This is a genomic window from Erwinia persicina (assembly GCF_014838825.1).
Taxonomy (GTDB): Bacteria; Pseudomonadota; Gammaproteobacteria; order Enterobacterales; family Enterobacteriaceae; genus Erwinia; species Erwinia persicina_A.
In genome coordinates, this window is the sequence record NZ_JACYMO010000001.1 from 1043352 (window position 1) to 1062706 (window position 19355).

16 protein-coding genes are annotated in these 19355 nt (G+C 45.8%); all 16 read right to left on the reverse strand.

The genetic code is table 11. From position 1 onward, the window contains the following. Position 1 precedes the first annotated feature (1 nt). Complete coding sequence (locus IFU29_RS04780) at positions 2 to 1087, reverse strand: glycosyltransferase (protein WP_191932877.1); 1086 nt, start codon at positions 1085 to 1087, stop codon at positions 2 to 4. A gap of 9 nt (positions 1088 to 1096) precedes the next feature. Further along, complete coding sequence (locus IFU29_RS04785) at positions 1097 to 2191, reverse strand: glycosyltransferase family 4 protein (protein ID WP_191932878.1); 1095 nt, start codon at positions 2189 to 2191, stop codon at positions 1097 to 1099. Positions 2192 to 2194: 3 nt separating this feature from the next. Then, on the reverse strand, positions 2195 to 3358 hold the full coding sequence (locus IFU29_RS04790) for an EpsG family protein (protein ID WP_191932879.1): 1164 nt from the start codon (positions 3356 to 3358) through the stop codon (positions 2195 to 2197). Between the two features lie 9 nt (positions 3359 to 3367). After that, entirely contained in the window at positions 3368 to 4378 is a 1011-nt protein-coding gene (locus IFU29_RS04795) for a glycosyltransferase family 2 protein (RefSeq protein WP_191932880.1), read from the reverse strand. Further along, positions 4375 to 4953: an acyltransferase gene (locus IFU29_RS04800; protein WP_191932881.1), complete on the reverse strand. Its 579-nt coding sequence runs from the start codon at positions 4951 to 4953 to the stop codon at positions 4375 to 4377. The genes IFU29_RS04795 and IFU29_RS04800 overlap by 4 nt, the downstream gene beginning before the upstream one ends. Position 4954: 1 nt before the next feature. Beyond that, positions 4955 to 6061 (reverse strand): DegT/DnrJ/EryC1/StrS family aminotransferase, encoded by a 1107-nt coding sequence (locus IFU29_RS04805; RefSeq protein WP_191933129.1) that lies wholly within the window; start codon positions 6059 to 6061, stop codon positions 4955 to 4957. A gap of 26 nt (positions 6062 to 6087) precedes the next feature. Then, on the reverse strand, positions 6088 to 7518 hold the full coding sequence (locus tag IFU29_RS04810) for an oligosaccharide flippase family protein (protein WP_191932882.1): 1431 nt from the start codon (positions 7516 to 7518) through the stop codon (positions 6088 to 6090). 4 nt (positions 7519 to 7522) lie between these two features. After that, on the reverse strand, positions 7523 to 8389 hold the full coding sequence (rfbA, locus tag IFU29_RS04815; protein ID WP_191932883.1) for a glucose-1-phosphate thymidylyltransferase RfbA: 867 nt from the start codon (positions 8387 to 8389) through the stop codon (positions 7523 to 7525). Further along, positions 8389 to 9474, reverse strand: coding sequence for a dTDP-glucose 4,6-dehydratase (rfbB, locus tag IFU29_RS04820; RefSeq protein WP_191932884.1), 1086 nt, complete (start codon positions 9472 to 9474; stop codon positions 8389 to 8391). Before rfbB ends, rfbA begins: the two co-directional genes overlap by 1 nt. Positions 9475 to 9497: 23 nt before the next feature. Continuing rightward, on the reverse strand, positions 9498 to 10574 hold the full coding sequence (gene wecA, locus IFU29_RS04825) for a UDP-N-acetylglucosamine--undecaprenyl-phosphate N-acetylglucosaminephosphotransferase (protein ID WP_191932885.1): 1077 nt from the start codon (positions 10572 to 10574) through the stop codon (positions 9498 to 9500). 448 nt (positions 10575 to 11022) lie between these two features. Beyond that, positions 11023 to 12036 carry a UDP-glucose 4-epimerase GalE gene (galE, locus tag IFU29_RS04830; protein WP_191932886.1) on the reverse strand — a complete coding sequence of 338 codons (1014 nt, stop codon included), beginning with the start codon at positions 12034 to 12036 and terminating at the stop codon, positions 11023 to 11025. A gap of 46 nt (positions 12037 to 12082) precedes the next feature. Next, positions 12083 to 12979 carry a UTP--glucose-1-phosphate uridylyltransferase GalF gene (galF, locus tag IFU29_RS04835; protein WP_062742820.1) on the reverse strand — a complete coding sequence of 299 codons (897 nt, stop codon included), beginning with the start codon at positions 12977 to 12979 and terminating at the stop codon, positions 12083 to 12085. A gap of 147 nt (positions 12980 to 13126) precedes the next feature. Further along, complete coding sequence (locus IFU29_RS04840; protein WP_062742821.1) at positions 13127 to 14467, reverse strand: lipopolysaccharide biosynthesis protein; 1341 nt, start codon at positions 14465 to 14467, stop codon at positions 13127 to 13129. Next, positions 14464 to 15687 carry a glycosyltransferase gene (locus IFU29_RS04845; RefSeq protein ID WP_191932887.1) on the reverse strand — a complete coding sequence of 408 codons (1224 nt, stop codon included), beginning with the start codon at positions 15685 to 15687 and terminating at the stop codon, positions 14464 to 14466. The genes IFU29_RS04840 and IFU29_RS04845 overlap by 4 nt, the downstream gene beginning before the upstream one ends. Positions 15688 to 15691: 4 nt before the next feature. Then, a complete protein-coding gene (gene wcaK, locus IFU29_RS04850; protein WP_191932888.1) occupies positions 15692 to 16942 on the reverse strand; it encodes a colanic acid biosynthesis pyruvyl transferase WcaK in 1251 nt (416 codons plus the stop codon). A 195-nt stretch (positions 16943 to 17137) separates the two neighbouring features. Next, positions 17138 to 19351, reverse strand: a complete 2214-nt coding sequence (locus IFU29_RS04855) for a phage tailspike protein (RefSeq protein ID WP_191932889.1) — start codon at positions 19349 to 19351, stop codon at positions 17138 to 17140. Positions 19352 to 19355 lie beyond the last annotated feature (4 nt).

Genomic DNA, 19355 nt, shown 5'->3' on the forward strand with positions numbered 1-19355 from the left:
CTCAATGGTATAAGTTTAACCAAGTATTAACGATACTTTCGATAGAAAAATAGTTTTCGAGCCTTGCCTTTGCTTTATTTGTTCTAATGCGAATATCGTCATCAGACAACTGTATAGCTTGTGATATCGCGTCTGCAAGGAGTTGAGGTGATTTGACAGGGACAATGAACTCCTCATCACCAAGTATCTCCTTAACACCACCGCAGTTAGTGGTTACAACTATTTTTTCACAAGCCATCGCTTCTCCAACAACTAGTGGCAACCCCTCCCATTCAGATGACATAACATAGATATCAGAAGCATTCATCAATGCTGGGATGTCATTCCGAACACCAAGAAAATGAACATTTGAACTAATATCAAGATCCAATGCAAGTTGCTTTATGTCATCATAAAGTTCCCCGTGCCCGGCAACTGCCAAATGGATAAATCTGTTTTCAGAATACAGTATTTTGAATGCGTTGAGTAAGTTTGGATAGTCTTTGGCTTTAGTGAACCGTCCCACAGAGAGTAATAATTTGCATCCACGATTGATATTCAACTCTTCTTTTAAATCTTTTTTACTAGTTTTCATTTCATTAATAGAATGAAGATCAAGACCATTGAAAACCAGTTTTATTTTACTTTCAGGAACAGCACCTCTTCTTAAACTTTCATTAACAGCATCTTGACTAACATTAGTAGTTAAATCAGCTAAACGATCTGTCAGCCGGTATAAAAACATTCTTATTGCCCCCCCTTCATTTCGACTATGAGCAGAGCTAATCAATTTTTTATAGCTGACAGCTACCCGGGATAATCTGCACATAATATTCGCATGAAAGAGATGACTGTGAACTACATCAGGGCCGATTGATTTTAATATACGACATAATTCAAGATATGACTTGATGAATGAAAATGCTTTTTTTTTCATTTTCAATTCTATAACTGTTACATCACCTGACTCAGGTAAAACAACAGAACAACCTTGCAGAGAAACCAATGTAACATTGTGACCGCGCTCAGACATTTTCGAAGCCAAGAGGCACACTTGTTTTTCCGCCCCTCCCATTGTTAAGCCAGTTATTACGTATACAATGTTCACGATTAAACCTTAATTAATTAGTTCTGAAAAGAAATCTTTTGAGCTAAATGAAATAGCCCATTCGGCACTACTATTTATCAGTTTGAATTTATTATTCTTTATATATAGTAATGAATCAAGCATTGTATTGACATCGTTGTAAAAGAAACCGTTAACATTCTGGCTAATTGCTTCTTTGATACCATATTTATTTGGGCCTATAACAGGTACACCTACAGCTGAACTTTCAAGGTAAGTTAAACCGAAGGCTTCAGGTTCATTTGGAAGTAGCCAAAAAACATCATAATATGAAGGATTAATCGTTTCAAAAATCATCTTCCTGTCAATTTTCTCATGGAGAGTAATGATTTTTTTTAAACCTGATGAAGAAATCAACTCGTCAAGCTCTGCTTTGAAACTTCCCTCGCCAAAGATGTCCCATCTGACAAAACTCATTTTTTCATCAATTTCTTTAAATATGTTCAGCATTTCAAGATAGCCTTTTCTTTTTTCAATACGAGAAAAGGATACTATTCTTATCAAATCACATTCATCGCTGAACTTATAATTGACTAAAGAGTTAACTTTTTTTCTTGCACTTAAAAGTAATGCACTGCTCAGACCAGCATATTTTACAACATATTTATTTAAATAGATCCCCTCCTTCTTAAGGGCAGTTAAATTTCTATTTTTTACATAATCACTAACAAATACGACTTTCGGAACTTGCTTTAAAAAACAAGAATAATATCTTGGTAATTTTATAAACTTGTTTTTATTAGAACAATTATTAAAAACAATATCTACTTCAGTGCCATGGATTACATATACGCTTTTTTGGATGATATGTTTTAAACCAAGTAAAGAAAGAATATATGCTGACCTCAAATCATTAACAATAATTTTATCATAGCGATTAAGTGCAGTCTTTAATATAAATTTAAGATAAAAAAAAGGCCACACTGCATTATATATTTTTCTAAGTATCCTGAGTTTAGGATTTGAGCATACAACATCACACTCATAGCCTTGAGAAAGACTTTCCTCATAAATTTGTTGGGCGACAACGCCAGCACCACCTAAGTGGTAAGGATAAAATTCATCAGTAATAATAAGTATTTTCATGATTTATATCGGACAAAAAGTGGGATCAAACTGATCAATAACCGAACATTTACCAGATTTCAAATCATTTAAATTTGGATAGTCATTATTAAGTAATTCAAAATAGAAAAACTTCGGCTTATCAAAATCATAAGAATAATAGGGATTAGTCACGTTTCTATAAAATACACCCAGACACATTATAGCCACTATAGGAAATGTCATTCTATTTAAATGACTAAACCTCCCCACTCTAAACGAAACCAAAGAGTATACACCAACTAAAGGAAATATGTAGTAAAGTAACCTTTGTAGGAATGGTGTCATATAGAAGAGAAGATGTAACAAAAAGAACATAAATGATGCTGTGGTTGATAGAACCATCTGCTTATTGTTTTTGAATTTTTCTGAAAGGAACAATGTGATTATTATACCAACCAGGTCGATAATCATAAAAAATCCAAACTTGAATCCACCATCGAGCTTGGAAATATATCCAATTAATTTCGCATAGAAAATAGCAGGGATAAAAGCACCTATAATGGAGATAACAAACGGCAATGAAAAAAACAAGATAATAAAACAAACTGAAGCCGATACATAGTAGATAATTCTTCTCTTACTTAGCGGGCATCGGATTAGTAAAAATATTGGAATTAGTAAAATACTTGAAGCATGGAATAACGAACTTAATAAAACAATCACTATTAGCTTTTTCAAGGAAATAGAATTTATTCTGGGCAGAAATGGTAAGATAACCGCCATTGCAGCTAATTGTCTTACTGCATCATTAAAAAGAGGAAGAAGGAAAAGCAGTATCAAAAGAAGTAGTGCACTTCGATTGAATTCCCAGTCGATTTTTTTTATGAAGAGATGCAAGGTGTATGTAAAAACCAATGATACTGAAAATACTATTATTTGAAAATTGCTAACTTTTAATATGCTAGCAAAAAAAAACATTAAAAAAACAAAGCCAGGCTCATAAGGAAAATAATCAGCTGGGAAGCCATTGTTATATATTTCTTCATAATGTTTCACATAGTTAATCCAATCAATACCATTATAATACGAACCGGATATTATTATAAAAAACACAAAAAGAGACAACTTATAAACTACTTTTTTATAAGACCCTTTCTCTATTAATGATAACATTAGCATAATGGTAGCGGAGTAAAACCAATACATAACCCACCCTTAAAATTGCTGTCTCGAAATAATAGATTTAAAATAATGGACATAGAATATAATTCTAGGAAAGAACCTGAAAGCATTATAGAATTTTTGTTTTAAACTAGGTGCCGAATTTGAATCTGTGGCTTTTTTTAAAGCCAATCTAAACATACTATTATCACCTTCAAATATATATCTCGTGGCCATATTTAGATAAACAGCAGTAATTTTCCTATCAAAATATCTATCGTAACCACGGATTTCAGCTTTAGTTTTTATTAAAAGTTCCGCTATTTTTAAATGCCTGTCAGTGAATTTCTCAAGATCATTTTTAATTGTCTCTGACCAAGAACCAAAACTATCAGCCCGGTACACAGACATAATATCGGGCATGTATAGGCCACAATGCTGCATACCATAAATTTCCATAAAAAGATCGCCAACCGGTGCTTCATTAAACCATGAAGGGAATTTATCTTTCAATGTGGATCTGAAAAAATACGAACTTGTAGGAGCGAACTGCCCTGTTATAGATAAAACATCATCCAGAAATATTAACTTACTCTCTGAGCCATAATCAAAGTGTTCTCTCCTATTCCCATTGATCTCTATGTATGATTTATGAACACAAAAATCAACATCTTTGTAAATTTTTATGGCGTCTACCTGCTTTTGAAGTTTATAGTCATCTATCCAATAATCATCACCTTCACAGAAAGCAATCCACTCCCCACTTGCAACAGATAGAACAGACAGTATATTAGAGTTAGCACCTACATTTTCTTTATGCTCTATATTTTTTATAGTATTAGGATATTTTTCCTGATACATTCTTATTATATCAGCAGTGTTGTCAGTACTGGCATCATTACCAATGATAATTTCAATATCAAAATTTGCCTTCTGTAAAAGAAAACTTTCTATTGCTGCTTCTAGGTATTTTTCTTGATTGTAAGTGATGCAGCATATAGAAACCTTAAGAGGACCCGGAACGACAGCATTTGATTCATTTCCATACGAAAAATCTAGTTTCATCTCTTGACCAATCCCATTGCTGACTTTAATTCTCCCTCTATTATCAACAAATCTCTTTTCCTTTCCTTTATCTTTATTGCAGGATTACCAGCATAAATATCAAATGAAGAACAACTATTTTTTACCAGGGATAATGCACCGATCGCAGCACCTATTTCTATATTTACGCCCGGTAGCACTACAGATCCTGAGCCAATAATAACATGCTTCCCGACATGAACAGGAAGGGATGTGACATTGGTATAGTTTTCTGGAACCATTGGATTTGTCATAAAAGTACCGGAGTAATCATCATTACTGGAATATATTGAAACGCGAGATGAAATATTAGAAAAATCATCAATAAAAATTTCACCGGCACCTATTATGGAACTATAAACAGCAATATGTACGAAATCACCTATTTTAATACCACCATCACCTGCAGACAGTACACAAAAATCATCAATTCTGACATTGTTACCGATATTAATTTTATCGGCACCATAGATGCTAGCTTTGTCAGAAATACGGACATTATTCCCAATAGTATTGAAACCCACTTCATTCAACTGTTGCTGGGATAATATCCCCATTTTAAACCCCCTTAAATACAGAGATTATTCTTTCAAATTCTTCATCAGTCATTTCATTAAATATAGGAAGGCACAAAACTTTATCAGCTGTTGCATTAGCTACAGGTAAGTTTTCTACAGCGGCTGATTCAGAACCACTATACATTGGGATATTGCTTATAAGAGGATAAAAATAACGGCGCGAAATTATACCTTCTTGTTTCAGAAGTGTATACAGTTCATCACGAGTTAATGGGAATTCCCTTTCTATCAAAACAGGATAATATGAGTAATTACCATTAGCATATTCGTTGTTCTTTGGAATAGTAACACCAGGAATATCTATCAATACTGCATTGTAGCGGGCATTTATCTTCTTGCGCTGCTCGATTGCCGCATCAATATGTTTCAACTGTACTAGTCCGAATGCAGCGTTGACCTCACTCATTTTACCGTTGATACCAGGTGCAGTTACCGTAGTTTCATCTGCAATACCGAAGTTTTTCAAACGATCTATTCGGAGTTTAGTTTTCTCATCATGACAAACAATAGCGCCTCCTTCAAAAGTATTAAATACTTTTGTAGCATGGAAGCTCAGAACAGACATATCCCCAAAATTAAGTAGGCTTTCACCTTTGTAGTTTATGTTAAAAGCATGTGCGGCATCATAAATCACTCGAAGTCCATGATTATCAGCAATGCGTTGTATTTCTTCCACGTTGCAAGGGTTAGAATAACAATGAACAGGCATTATGGCTGTTGTATGGGATGTTATCGCCGCCTCAATATTTTTCGGATCGATGTTGAATGAGTCGGGTTCAATATCTACAAATACTGGTTTTAAACCATTCCAGATAATCGAGTGACTAGTTGCAACAAAAGAATAAGGTGTTGTGATAACCTCACCAGAAATTTTAAGCGCTTGTAATGCTGTTATCAGTGCAATCGTTGCATTATTAAACAGTGAGATATACTTAACACCCAGATAGGCACATAACTCTGCTTCAAGTTGCTGATGAAATGGTCCATTATTTGTTAACCAGCGATTATCCCAAATTTTTTCAAGATAAGGGATAAACTCTTTTAAATCAGGCAGATAGGGCTGAGTGACAGGTATATCTTTTTTCATAGTGTTCATGCCATTTAATTTTAGTTTCATTTTTTCTTTATCTTAAGAACTATCATAAAGAGTTCTTTTTGAAACAGATAAATAAACAAAATGTAGAGAATTGGACTGATAATTATCATACCAGCCACCTGAAATAAATTATTCTGTGTAAGCGTCGACATTGTAGCAAAAGCCATCATGGCACTGCATATCGTTATAATCCATACTGGGAGAATCGCTTTTAACTGTGCGATACCGCTAAAAGATGACAGCTTTCCCGTATAGTATGAATTGATAAACAGTGATAAATATGAATGCACAACCAAGCCTATACACATAACTTCAATACCATATGGGATAGTAATAACTAGTAATAAGGTCGCTAATAATTTTTTTATAATTTCTAACTTAAGAAATAAGTCAGAGCGCCCTTTTACTTGAAGAAGATTCAAATTTATAGCATGGATAGGATAGAGCATATAGCCTATTGATAGAATTGAAACTAGTATTCCAGCGGGACTCCAGACGTCTCCCAAAACCAATGTCAATAGTGGCGTAGCTATTATAGCCAAACCTACCATGAGTGGAAAAATGAATAGAGCAGCTATTTTCATTGTTAAAACATATGCCCTGTCCATTCTGTCTGCTTCTTTTTGAATGTGGCTGAACATGGGATATGTAACTCGCTGAATTACATTTGTTAAGGTCATAGCAGGCACACTCGATAACTGATTCGCCTGTGTATAATGCCCCAAATGAGAGGCATCAAATTTCTTGCCTATTACTATTTGATACAAATTATTATAAAAAGCCTCTAACAACCCTGCAATGAGTAACTTGCCACCAAAACCAAAAAGGTAGTTGAATGAATGCCTGGACGGTTTAAAACCAGGCTTCCAACGAGTAAAGAAATTCAAGAGTACAGTATTAATCAGAGCATTGAGAAGATTTTGAGTAACAAGAACCCAAACACCATACCCATGAAATGCAAGTATTACTGAAATCGATCCACTGGTAAGGATACTAATGATTGATATTTTAGCTTGTTTTTTGAAATCCATATTTATGGTTAAAATAGTTCTGGGAACAATCCCAAAGCCATTAATAAGGATAACTAAACCAAGAACTCTTGCCAAATCGGTCAATGCGGGTTGGTCGTAAAAATCAGAAATTCTGGGCGCGAAGAAATATAATGTTAAGTAGCATAAAAATGCCAAGAATATATTAAAACAGAATGCTGTAGAAAAATCTTTTTCTGTACAGTGTTCTTTTCTTATCAGAGCGGAACTGAATCCACTATCTATAAGCACTTGAGATAGAGCTAAAAAAATCGTCAACATGCCTATCAGGCCAAAACTTGCAGGACCTAAAAGGCGTGCTAAAACCATCATGATGATTAATTGTATGCCCTGTGATAGCAACCGCTCCAGAGCACTCCATTTCAAACCTGATATTGTTTTATTCTTTAGGTCTTTCACAATATTATTTCATCAGAGCCATTAAATACTGGCCATAACTGTTTTTGGCCATACTATTCGCTTGAGACTGCAATTTCTCTTTGCTAAGCCATCCCTGATTAAATGCAATCTCCTCTAGACACGCTATCTTATAACCTTGTCTTGTCTCAATAGTCTCTACAAACTGAGCCGCCTGGAGAAGACTTTCATGCGTTCCCGTATCCAGCCATGCAAAGCCCCTGCCCAGCATCTCAACACTCAACAAACCTTTATCTAGATATATTTGGTTAAGCGCCGTAATCTCAAGCTCACCACGATGGGATGGCTTTACTTGTTTTGCAAACTCAACCACTTGATTATCGTAGAAATAAAGTCCTGTAACCGCGAAATTGCTCTTCGGATTTAACGGTTTTTCTTCTAATGAAATAACCCGCTTATTTTCATCAAATTCCACGACACCAAATCGCTCAGGGTCTTTCACTTGATAACCAAAAACAGTAGCACCAAAACGACTGTTTTTTGCGGCATTTTTTAGTTGCGGGGAAAAACCATGCCCATAAAAAATATTATCTCCCAAAACCAGACATACAGATTCATCCCCAATAAACTCTTCACCAATGATGAATGCCTGAGCTAATCCATCAGGCGATGGCTGTACTTCGTAACTTAAACTAATACCGAACTGATCGCCATTACCCAATAATCTCTGGAAACCAGCTTGGTCTTCTGGGGTCGTTATAACCAGGATATCTCTAATACCAGAAAGCATTAATACTGATAAAGGATAATAAATCATGGGTTTGTCATAAACTGGAAGCAGCTGTTTTGATACACCCATAGTAATTGGGTAAAGACGTGTTCCTGACCCACCCGCTAAAATAATTCCTTTCATTATGCCTCACTCTCCAAGCCTAACCTGTCTCTACGGTAATTTCCCGTTTGAATATTTCTGCACCACTGGGTATTGTCCAGGTACCACTGCACCGTTTTACGAATGCCGCTCTCAAAGGTTTCCAGAGGTTGCCAGTTAAGCTCTTCACTGATTTTAGAGGCATCAATGGCATAACGGCGATCGTGTCCCGGACGGTCAGTAACGTAAGCGATCTGCTGACGATAGCTTTCTGACTTCGGCACCATTTCATCCAGCAGGTCACAGATAGTTTCTACCACCTGCAGGTTCTGCTTCTCGTTATGACCGCCAATATTATAGGTCTCCCCTACCTTACCAGCAGTCACCACGGTGTATAACGCACGGGCATGGTCTTCCACATACAGCCAGTCGCGGATCTGATCGCCCTTGCCGTATACAGGCAGCGCTTTGCCTTCCAGGGCATTAAGGATCACCAGCGGGATCAGTTTCTCCGGGAAGTGGTAAGGGCCGTAGTTGTTGGAGCAGTTAGTCACTATGGTCGGGAAACCATAGGTACGTTGCCAGGCACGGACTAAATGATCGCTGGAAGCCTTAGAAGCAGAGTATGGACTGCTGGGCGCATACGGCGTGGTCTCGGTGAACAGCGGCAGGGGACCCGCCCCTACTACCACTTCATCGGGGTGCGGCAGGTCACCATAGACTTCATCGGTTGAAATATGGTGGAAACGGAATGCCGTTTTGCGTTCGCCCTCAAGCCCATTCCAATAGCTGCGGGCAGACTCTAGCAGCACGCTGGTACCAACGATATTCGTCTGGATAAATTCCGCAGGGCCAGTAATGGAACGGTCAACGTGGCTTTCTGCCGCCAGGTGCATCACCCGATCAGGCTGATGGGTGGTGAAAATAGCCTCCAGGGCTACCCGGTCACAGATATCTGCCTGAACGAAGGTATAGCGTTGATCATCGCTGACGCTGATAAGGGATTCAAGATTGCCCGCGTAGGTTAACTTATCTACGTTGATGACGCTGTCTGACGTGTGAGTAATAATATGGCGAATCACGGCAGAGCCGATAAAGCCGGCACCGCCGGTGACTAAAATTTTCACGCTGGAGTTCTCTCTTTAAAATATTACTGGCGGGGATTGCCGATCTGCACGCTGATTTCACTACCTTCCCTGCATTCGGCGGGGTGCTTTACTTTTTCAACAGACCTCACCGCGTAAAGGAAGAAAAGGAAGGTGGAAATAAACAGCATAAACTGCCAGTTATCTGAAACATGGCAGCCTTCCAGAATGATACCGGCCATGCCCGTCAGTACCTGTCCGGCCGTCATAATAGCCAGGGTACTGCGCCCGCTAAACCCGGTACGGCACAGAATATGGTGTAAATGTTCGCGGTCGGGGCGGAATGGACTGTAGCCGCGACGCAGACGGGAGATCATCACCCGCATCATGTCCATCAGCGGCAGCGCGATGATCCACAGCGCCGTTACCGGACGCATGACGGCGTCCTGCCCCTGAGAGGCGATAATCAGAAGCCAAATCACGGTAAAGCCGATCAGCATGCTGCCGGCATCACCCATAAAGACCTTAAACTTCCGCCCCCACGGGATCCCCAGGTTGAGCAGAATATAGGGCAGGCAGGCCACCACCAGCGCCAGGCACCACATGGCCAGGTCTTCGCGATCGCCCATAAAGAAGATAATACTGAGAAAGCAGAAGGTGATACTGGCCAGCATGCCCAGCAGGCCGTCTATGCCGTCCACCATGTTATAAGCGTTGATGGCACCGATAACCGCGAAAATAGTGACCAGATACCCTGCTGCCCCCATCACCAGCGGATAGCCGAACAGCACATTCCCCAGTGAAGACAGATACAGTCCCTGGCACATCATAATGACGGCCACGCCCACCTGCAGGAGCATGCGCGGAACCACGGGAAGGTCAAAGCGGTCGTCAAGCACCCCCACGATCAGCAGCAGCGTGATGCAGCACATATAAGCAGGGAATTCAGGCAGCCATCCGGGCTGCAGGGCGTAGATCAGCCACAGCGAAAAATAGACCGACACGCCGCCCACCAGGGGAATATTCCCATGATGATGCTTACGGGCATTAGGTTTATCCACTAAACCAACACGTCGGGCCACCTTACGCGCGATAAACAACAGCGTCATTGCCCCGACAAAAAGGAGAACGATATCTTCCATATCTGTACCCGCGCTCACGAAGTATAAGTGTGTGTTTTTTACGGACCCCCACGCTACCGCCCCTGACTATAGCTGCCAGATCGCTCCATTCGCAGTCGTCCTCAATAAGCATAGTCTGACTATCTTAAGAGACTTGTCCATTTTTACCAGGAAAATTCCCAGAAACACTTTCACACATGTCCTGACACAAAGAGTCGCAATTCTCATACTTCACCCGCGGCGGTTCAAGCATAATCTGTCAGGATTTTGACTTAACTTTTCATTTGAACAGCTCTTGAACAGATAAATTTTAAAAACGCACGCATTTTGAGCAAACTGAGAGAAATCAAGCGTCCCCTCCACATTATGAACGTGTAACCATTATCAAAACAAATAAAACACTTAAGTCGGATAAAACAAAAAACTCCCAGACGCGGGAGTTTTTGATTACGTTGAAAAAGCGAGTCGATTAACGATAACCATTGGGGTTATGAGACTGCCAGTTCCAGGTATCGCGCATCATCTGATCGATGCCGCGAGATACGCGCCAGTTCAGCTCTTTGTCCGCCAGCGACGCGTCCGCCCAGAATGCCGGCAAATCGCCATCACGACGCGGCAGGATCTGATAAGGGATGGCTTTGCCTGCCGCTTTCTCAAAGGCTTTCACCATCTCCAGCACGGAGTAGCCTACCCCGGCGCCCAGGTTATAGGCTTTATAACCTTCAATAGCCGCGATATGGTCCAGGGCCTTCAGATGGCCTTCGGCCAGGTCCATCACATGAATGTAATCACGCTCACCCGTACCGTCTTTGGTCGGATAGTCCCCACCGAAGATGCCGAGCTTCTCAAGACGGCCAATGGCAACCTGGGCAATATAAGGCAGCAGATTGTTGGGAATGCCATTCGGATCTTCACCAATCTGACCCGACTCGTGTGCGCCCACCGGGTTAAAGTAGCGCAGCGCGATAGTTTTAAATTCCGGGTTCGCCCTGGCGTAATCCCGCAGGATCTGCTCAACCATCAGCTTAGACGTGCCATAAGGGCTGGTGGTACCGCCAATCGGTGTGGTTTCCACATAGGGAACCGGGGCATCAGCACCGTATACGGTAGCCGAAGAGCTGAAGATAAACTGATTGACCCCGGCGCTGCGCATCTCTTCCAGCAGCACCAGCGTACCGGTGACATTGTTCTGGTAGTATTCCAGCGGCTTACGGGTGGACTCCCCTACCGCCTTCAGGCCGGCAAAGTGGATCACTGCAGTGATGGGGTTGCTGGCAAAAATATCGCGCAGACAGGCCCGGTCAAGGATATCCCCTTCACAGAAGGTCGCGGTCTTACCGGTCAGCTGTCCAACGCGGCGAATCGACTCACGAGAGGCGTTACTCAGGTTGTCCAGTACCACCACGTCGTCACCGCGCTGCAATAACGACAATACCGTATGAGAACCGATGTAACCTGCCCCGCCCGTTACTAAAATAGCCATTTTGACTCCTTCAGACCACGCCCGGCGCGGCCCTCATCGATTACATTTATTTTGCCAGGATTTTCTGAATTTCTTCGCGGAATTCGCGACCCTGGGCGTGGTTACGCAGGCCCCAGGTGACGAACGCTTTCATGTAGCCCAGTTTACGCCCGCAGTCGAAGCTGTCACCACTCAGCAGATGCGCATCAACCGGCTGTTTCTTGTTCAGATTAGCGATGGCATCGGTGAGCTGATAGCGGCCCCAGGCGCCCGGCTCCAGGTTTTCCAGTTCGGCCCAGATATCAGCAGACAGCACGTAGCGCCCTACCGCAGCCAGATCGGAGTTCAGCGTCTGTGGGTTCTCTGGTTTCTCCACGAAGTCAACAATAGAGCTGACTTTGCCCGGGAAGTCCAGCGGCTCCTGGGTAGTAATCACGGAATATTCAGACAGATCGTCATCCGGCATGTGGTGCGCCAGTACCTGGCTGCGTCCGGTCTCTTCAAAACGGGCCACCATCGCGGCCAGGTTGTAACGGAGCGGATCGGCGCTGGCGTTGTCCAGCAGCACGTCCGGCAGCACCACCACGAAGGCCTGATCGTGCAGCATCGGGCGGGCGCAAAGCAGGGAGTTGGCCAGGCCCAGCGGCTGCGGCTGACGAACGTTCATAATCGTCACACCCGGCGGGCAGATAGACTGCACTTCGCTCAGCAGCTGACGTTTTACACGCGCTTCAAGCAGGGCTTCCAGCTCGTAAGACGTATCAAAGTGGTTTTCAACCGCATTCTTGGAGGCATGGGTGACCAGAACAATTTCCTTGATACCCGCCGCCACACACTCATCGATGATGTACTGAATCATCGGCTTGTCGACAACAGGCAACATCTCTTTAGGAATGGCTTTTGTAGCAGGGAGCATATGCATACCGAGACCCGCAACCGGGATAACTGCTTTAAGCTTGGTCATAGTGTTTCCATATAAATGAAGTAAAAACGTTGACTGATTATGCAATAAAGAGATGATTCACAAGTATAATCTTTATCTGAAAAATTATCTGCCAGGGCCAGCAATAAAAAAGGCCACCCGCTGGGTGACCTTATATTTATTACCGGGTTACAGCCATTGTGTGAACCATTCCGGCCTGATGAACAGATTAAAATAACTGACCAGTGCCATGATGCCGGTAAATACCAGCGCCACCGACATCCACTGACGGGCATAGGGGATAAACGGAATGCCAATCACCGGCTTAATGAAGAAAGGATGAGCAAAGGCCGAGATCAGCACCTGTGAAATCGACAGCGTCAGCGCCACGTACCAGACATTTGGCCAGATCCAGGTGGTTGCCAGCACCATAACGACAATGATACTCGCCACGACATTCCACCAGAACTCGACATTGGTCCGGCCGTTTGCCTGAGAAATCGCCCCTGTCAGCCCCCCCATCGGACGCAGCATACCGAACAGCAGCATCAGCGGGATGAGATGCCCCACCGCCTCATGCGCCGGACCGTAAAGCAGGCGTACCACGACGGGTGAGAGAATGCCGATAGCCAGATACATCAGGCTGCTGAACAGCATAATCATGAACGTGCCCTTCAGGAACAGCTTCTGCAGCTGGGCAGGCTCATGCTGTTTCTCGGCAAAGCGCGGCAGCGCCAGGCGGTTAATCACCGGCGTCACCAGCTTCAGCGGCTGCAGCACCAGTTCCTTGGCCAGCGAGTAGACGCCCAGCATCTCGGCCCCCATCACTTTACCGACAATCAGCGAGTCAGCCTGAGTACGCAGCTGGTTAATGGTCTGCGAACCCAGTTGATAAACGCCATATTTCATCGAGCTGAAAAAGGTGGATTTATCAAATTCAAAGGTAGGCCGCCAGGACTTCTCACCAAACCAGATCATGCACAGAATACGCATGGCGGCATTAGCAAACAGCCCGAGGATCACCGCCGACACGTTCAGTGGCGAGTAATAAAGCAGCCCAACCGTCAGCGCAAACGCCAGGAACTTGGTGACCATCTCTATCTTAGCCAGCAGCACCATACGTTTGGCTTTAACAAAGTGGGCCTGATACTGCGAAAGTGAGCCCAGCACCAGGAAGTTGATGCTGGTCAGCATGATCAGCCCGGTCAGCTCCGGAATATGATAGAAATGGGCAATCGGCCAGGCAATCGCTATCAGCAGCAGCCCGGTCAGCAGACTGAGCAGAACGTTCACCCAGTAGATGGTGCTCTGCTCTTTGCGGGTAATATTCTGGCGATGCACGATGTAGCTGCTCATCCCCATATCCTGCAGTACCATCGCCACCGCGAGGATAGCATTGATAATCGCCAGGATACCCAGTTCATGCGTTTCCAGCTTGCGTGCCAGCACCCCCAGCTGTACGACCTGTAACACCGCAGCGAAACAGGTACCGCCAAACAGCCATACGGCCTGATTTTTTAAACTACTCACGCTAATTGCTCCAGAATTTCTGCCAGCTCACGGTAGGCAATATGCTGGTTAAATTCGGTTTCCACCCGCTGACGGGCGGCGATAACCACGGGAGCCACATCGGCCTCACCGCGTGACAGCTTCAGCAGGATCGCTGCCAGCGCCTCCGCATCGCCTTCCGGCGCCAGCCAGCCGGAAACATTGTGCTCTATCAGCTCGGGAATGCCGCTGTGCTCGCTGGAGACGACCGGTAAGCCCACCGCCATCGCTTCCATCAGCGCCACCGGGATACCCTCCATATCGCCGTCAGCAGCGGTCAGGGAAGGCAGGAGGAAGATATCGGCTTCATCCAGATAGCGTTTAATCTCTTCCTGCGGCTTGAACCCGACCATTTTTACACAGTCGGTCAGGTCGGCGGCTTCGATCGTTGACTGCAGCGACGCTTCCAGATCGCCGTTGCCAACGATGGTGTATTCAAACTTGCCGCCCCGGGCTTTAAGCAGCTTGCAGGCGTCAATCGCCACGCCCAGACCTTTCTTTTCGGTCAGGCGCGCCACGGAAAGTATGCGTAACGGCTGGTGCAGCGCGTCACGGATTTTGAGATTAAACTTCTCCGGCTCGATGCCCATCCGCGTAACGTGAATTTTCTCCGGGGGGCAGCCCATAGCAATCAGCTTTTTTTCCCACAGATGACTGATTGGCAGCAGCAGTTCCGTCTGGGTGAACAGGCGCGCATAGTCGTCTTTGTGCTCGTCCAGAATATGACGGCGGGAGATATCCGCCCCGTGGAATACCGTGGCCTGCTTGCCCTGCAGCACATTCAGCTCGCGCAGTTTGTTGGCCAGCGCACCGGCGTAGCCGAAGTGCACGAGGAACACATCGGCCACGAACGGCTTTTTGTTAGCGGCGACGATAGCCGGCAGCAGCAGCTTGCTGGACTGGGCGCCGTAGCGCCCGATGTTGAAGGATTTTAAGGTGGCCGTATTGAGGATTTTTGGCAGGACAATCTGCAGACGCTGTTTCAGCTTATCGGCATTAGTGACCTTCTCCTCGGGCAGCAGATAGTGAGTCTTCTCTGCCAGATTGTAGCGATCGAACGCGCCGTGACGGTTAACCAGATCGCCAGGAAACACCGAGATAATCTCGACGTCGTAGCCAATATCAATAAAATGCGTGACCTGATTCAGTACAAAGGTTTCAGAGGAAACCGGAAATCGCATTGTGAAGAATGTCAGTTTCATGGGTTCACCCTAAGCGTTTAACCACGTCGTCGGTAATACGGTTACCCAGAATCCGTTCCTGTTCCACAGCAAGGTCGACCTGCTGTTTCACCGCATCGTAGTTATCCAGCACATTATTCACCCGGGTGATAATGCTGCCGTCCATCAGACTTTTCACATCGCTGGCCATGTCCGGCAGGCCCAGCTGGTTCATCACGCCGAGAGACTTGTGCTCATAGTTAATCGCCACCGCAGGGGTGCCAAAGTTCATGGAGATAATCGCGGAGTGCAGACGGGTGCCGATGGTCAGATGGCACTGGCCCAGCAAAATACCCAGCTCAAGGTCATTAAACTCATCCATGATCACGTGGTATTTATCTTTCTCATCAATGTGATCGCTGAGGGTCATCGCCACCATGCGGTCATCTTTGTTGTAGCTGTCGATGCCGGTACAGGTAGAGAACGCCACCACCTGGTAGCCACGGGCGATCATCGCGTTAATCACGCGGCCAAATGCCGCTTCATACTGCTGCTGGGTAACACCCAGGCGCTTATCAAACGGGGCCAGTTCGCGCACCGTGATCGCAATGGTCTTCTGCTGGCCAATCACCTGCTGCCAGTGAACCAGGTTATGGCCCGGCTCTGCCACCTCACGTGCCCGCACCAGGAAGGCGGTATCAGCACCTTTTACCACTTTCCCGGTGGTGATACCGCCCTGCTTCATCATCTCCAGGCTGACGCTCTCACGCAGCACCAGACTGTCGACGCGGTCGAACACGAAATTCGCAATCTCATTAAAACGCGGCTTCTGGAATGGGCCGACACTGTGGCCAATCAGGTGGATCGGTTTTTTTGCCAGCAGCGCGCAGAGTGAATGTTCGAACTGCAGTGGACCGTACAGGTCGACAAAGAACGAACCGCCCACCTGGATAATCGCATCGTATTGCTTCAGGTTATCGCTGAAAGTCTGGAGATAGTCCGGCACCGGGAAAAGCTTGAAAATCCCCCGATTCGCAATATGGGCCATCATAATCTTTGGCATCAGACGACGCTTAATCTTATCGACCAGCTTATTTTTACCCTTTTTAGTTTCTAAAAAGAGCGCATCAGGCAGAATATCTTGCTGGAGCAGATAACCAGAACTGGTTGGATAACGGCTAATCACATCAATATCGAGATCGTTCCTTGCCAGGTTTAACGAATCAATAATCCCGCGTAAAATTGCGCCATCCCCGCGATTTCCGCATGTATGATTGCCAACTAATAAAATCTTCATAACTACTCCAGAAAAATTTTTGTAATTTTTACAGGCCTAATTAGCCAATAAGTGATTAATTAATAAGTCTTATTGTTTATAAAATGCCAAAATGCGATCGATCCACTCTAACCATGTAAAACAGGCTGCCTGTCCTTGCCCTGGAAAAACAGCCTGATAACTCTGAAAATTCCTGGTATTAACGGAAGCTGACGCTTATTTCAGCGAAAAGTAAGGGATGGCGACCTGTCGGCCGTTCAGCACGACAGACACATACCCTTCCGGGCGATCGGTATTGACCTGGTCAGCGCTCAGCGGTCGTGAAGCCATCAGCAGATCCCCCGCCTCATTCGCCCCGATGCCGGCCTTACCGTTGTGCAGGCTGAAACGCTGGCTGGCACGGCTGACGTCTTTTCCGGAGGGCGGCTGACCAAAGGCCATACTGCTGTCGAAACGGGCGCAGCGACCGGTTTTAAAGCGGTCTTTCGCCGTGGTCTTGATCAGCACGCCGGCAGAGGCCACCCAGCCGTCGATTTTGACAAACACCCGCACATCCGTGTCATGCGGGGTTTCAATCATTACGTCCAGCACCGGGCTGGCCCCTTCGGCATGCCAGGCAGCTTCAAATTTGTGCGTTTTACGCTGCAGGCTGATCACCGCCCTGCCGCCGGTCGTTTTGTCGCCCACCACCTTATTCAGGGGTGCGCTGCCGCTGCCGTTGCTGAAGGAGGACTGACCAAAGATTTCGATCTCCCACGCATCGCCCACGTCCGGCGTATAAATGTTACCGAGTTCAACCCACTTCTGTTGCGCCGTGTTGTTTTCAATACGAAAACGCGAGGTCAGGTAGTTGTATTTCATACTGCCGTCAACGGCGATACCGTAGGACTCAACGCGCGTTGACCCCCGCTCCCAGGCGCCCAGCCACTCGCCTTCCGCCAGCGAGTTATCGATCCAGCTTCCGGCCTGCAGATTGGTCTGACGCATGTTGAGGCGCGAGTTATGCGCAATCAGCGGGTTTTTACAGGTTTCCAGGCTCAGGGCATCGATAATCCACTGCCCGTTGGAGATATCCCCCGGGAATTCAGTATGTTCAATCCAGCCGTTGTGGATCAGCGACTGACCGCAGCGTTGCAGGTTCAGCACCTTGCCGTCGGTACAGTACTGCGCGTTAAAGTTGGACAGCTCGATGGCGGTGCTGTGGTCCCATTTGCCCTTCGGCGCATTAGACCAGACCGACTTAATGACATCGCCGCTGCAGCGCAGGGCATACCACTGGTCAATTTTGCAGTCGAGGGTATCCATCAGGCTGATCGCCGTGCCGCCGACGCGTACAAAGCGCAGACAGGCTCCACGGAAATACTGGCCGCCTTCACATTTGTTGTCGAAGAAGCCCTGTTTATTCGCCTGTGTATCCGTCCGGCCGTTAAACTGCAGGTTACTCACCTCTACCCAGCGGGTGTTAACCTTAAAGACAAAGTCAGATTCGCCGTCGGAGACAATGGTGGTCGCCGGGAAGTAGCCAAAGTTGACCATCGCCCCGGAGACGCGGAAGAAGCGGGTCTGCTCGCGGGAAAAATCACAGCCGCTGACAAAGAACGTCCCCGCCGGAAACTGCAGGCAGATCTGCTGGCTGGCGTCCTGCGCCCACTGGTACATCGCTTTTATTGCCGGGGCAGCGTCAGTTTTACCATCGGCGATGGCACCGAAGTCAAACAGGGTCAGCCGGTTAAAGTCTTCGACCACGCGACGCCAGTGGTAATCCGCTCCGGAGGAGATCGTCACGCCGCCGTCGTCCTTTGCGGCTTCCAGCGTGCCAACAAATTCGCCGCCGCCCACTTCCAGCCCTTCATGCCAGCTTTTAAGCTTGATTTTAGCGCCGCTGAACAGCGGGCGCGTTTTCCGCAGATCGTCGACCGAGGCAATTTCACCAATCAGCTGATAGCCCGCAGGCTGCGCCAGGCGCTGGCTGAAATTATTCGCCCCCCGGGTCACATCCGGGATGTTAAACAGCGTATTGCCCGCATCGTCGACCACCGCCATCGAATGAGAAGGGTCGGCGATCAGGGCGGCATTGTCGGCAATAAACTGCTCAAAGCTGCCTTTATTCAGCGCCACCGGCTGCTGTACCTGCGACAGTTTGCCGGAGGCATCGCGCAGATAGAGGTTAATCAGGTTGCCTGGCTGAGTCGGATCTGCACCTGCCTTACCGATCCAGAGCTTACCGTTAAAATTCTTCCAGAACTGATCCGGCATGGTGTAGACGTTTTCCGGCGTCAGGATCGGTACATCGCCCTTAGGCAGTTCGCCAGGTCCGATCCCTTTCAGCGCCAGGGAAGGCTCGCTTTTCGCTGCGGCGCTGGAAAACGAGCTGACAGACAGCCCGGCAAGAATCGACGAGAACGCCGTCAGTAATTCTCTTCTTTTCATTGGT

What these genes read in the sequence shown, in the direction of transcription:
- rfbA (WP_191932883.1), bottom strand. Translation starts at nt 8,389, where the DNA reads ATGAAAGGAATTATTTTAGCGGGTGGGTCAGGAACACGTCTTTACCCA.
- galF (WP_062742820.1), bottom strand. Translation starts at nt 12,979, where the DNA reads ATGACCAAGCTTAAAGCAGTTATCCCGGTTGCGGGTCTCGGTATGCAT.
- IFU29_RS04785 (WP_191932878.1), bottom strand. Translation starts at nt 2,191, where the DNA reads ATGAAAATACTTATTATTACTGATGAATTTTATCCTTACCACTTAGGT.
- IFU29_RS04855 (WP_191932889.1), bottom strand. Translation starts at nt 19,351, where the DNA reads ATGAAAAGAAGAGAATTACTGACGGCGTTCTCGTCGATTCTTGCCGGG.
- IFU29_RS04790 (WP_191932879.1), bottom strand. Translation starts at nt 3,358, where the DNA reads ATGTATTGGTTTTACTCCGCTACCATTATGCTAATGTTATCATTAATA.
- galE (WP_191932886.1), bottom strand. Translation starts at nt 12,036, where the DNA reads ATGGCTATTTTAGTAACGGGCGGGGCAGGTTACATCGGTTCTCATACG.
- wecA (WP_191932885.1), bottom strand. Translation starts at nt 10,574, where the DNA reads ATGGAAGATATCGTTCTCCTTTTTGTCGGGGCAATGACGCTGTTGTTT.
- IFU29_RS04800 (WP_191932881.1), bottom strand. Translation starts at nt 4,953, where the DNA reads ATGGGGATATTATCCCAGCAACAGTTGAATGAAGTGGGTTTCAATACT.
- wcaK (WP_191932888.1), bottom strand. Translation starts at nt 16,942, where the DNA reads ATGAAGATTTTATTAGTTGGCAATCATACATGCGGAAATCGCGGGGAT.
- IFU29_RS04805 (WP_191933129.1), bottom strand. Translation starts at nt 6,061, where the DNA reads ATGAAAAAAGATATACCTGTCACTCAGCCCTATCTGCCTGATTTAAAA.
- IFU29_RS04845 (WP_191932887.1), bottom strand. Translation starts at nt 15,687, where the DNA reads ATGAAACTGACATTCTTCACAATGCGATTTCCGGTTTCCTCTGAAACC.
- IFU29_RS04795 (WP_191932880.1), bottom strand. Translation starts at nt 4,378, where the DNA reads ATGAAACTAGATTTTTCGTATGGAAATGAATCAAATGCTGTCGTTCCG.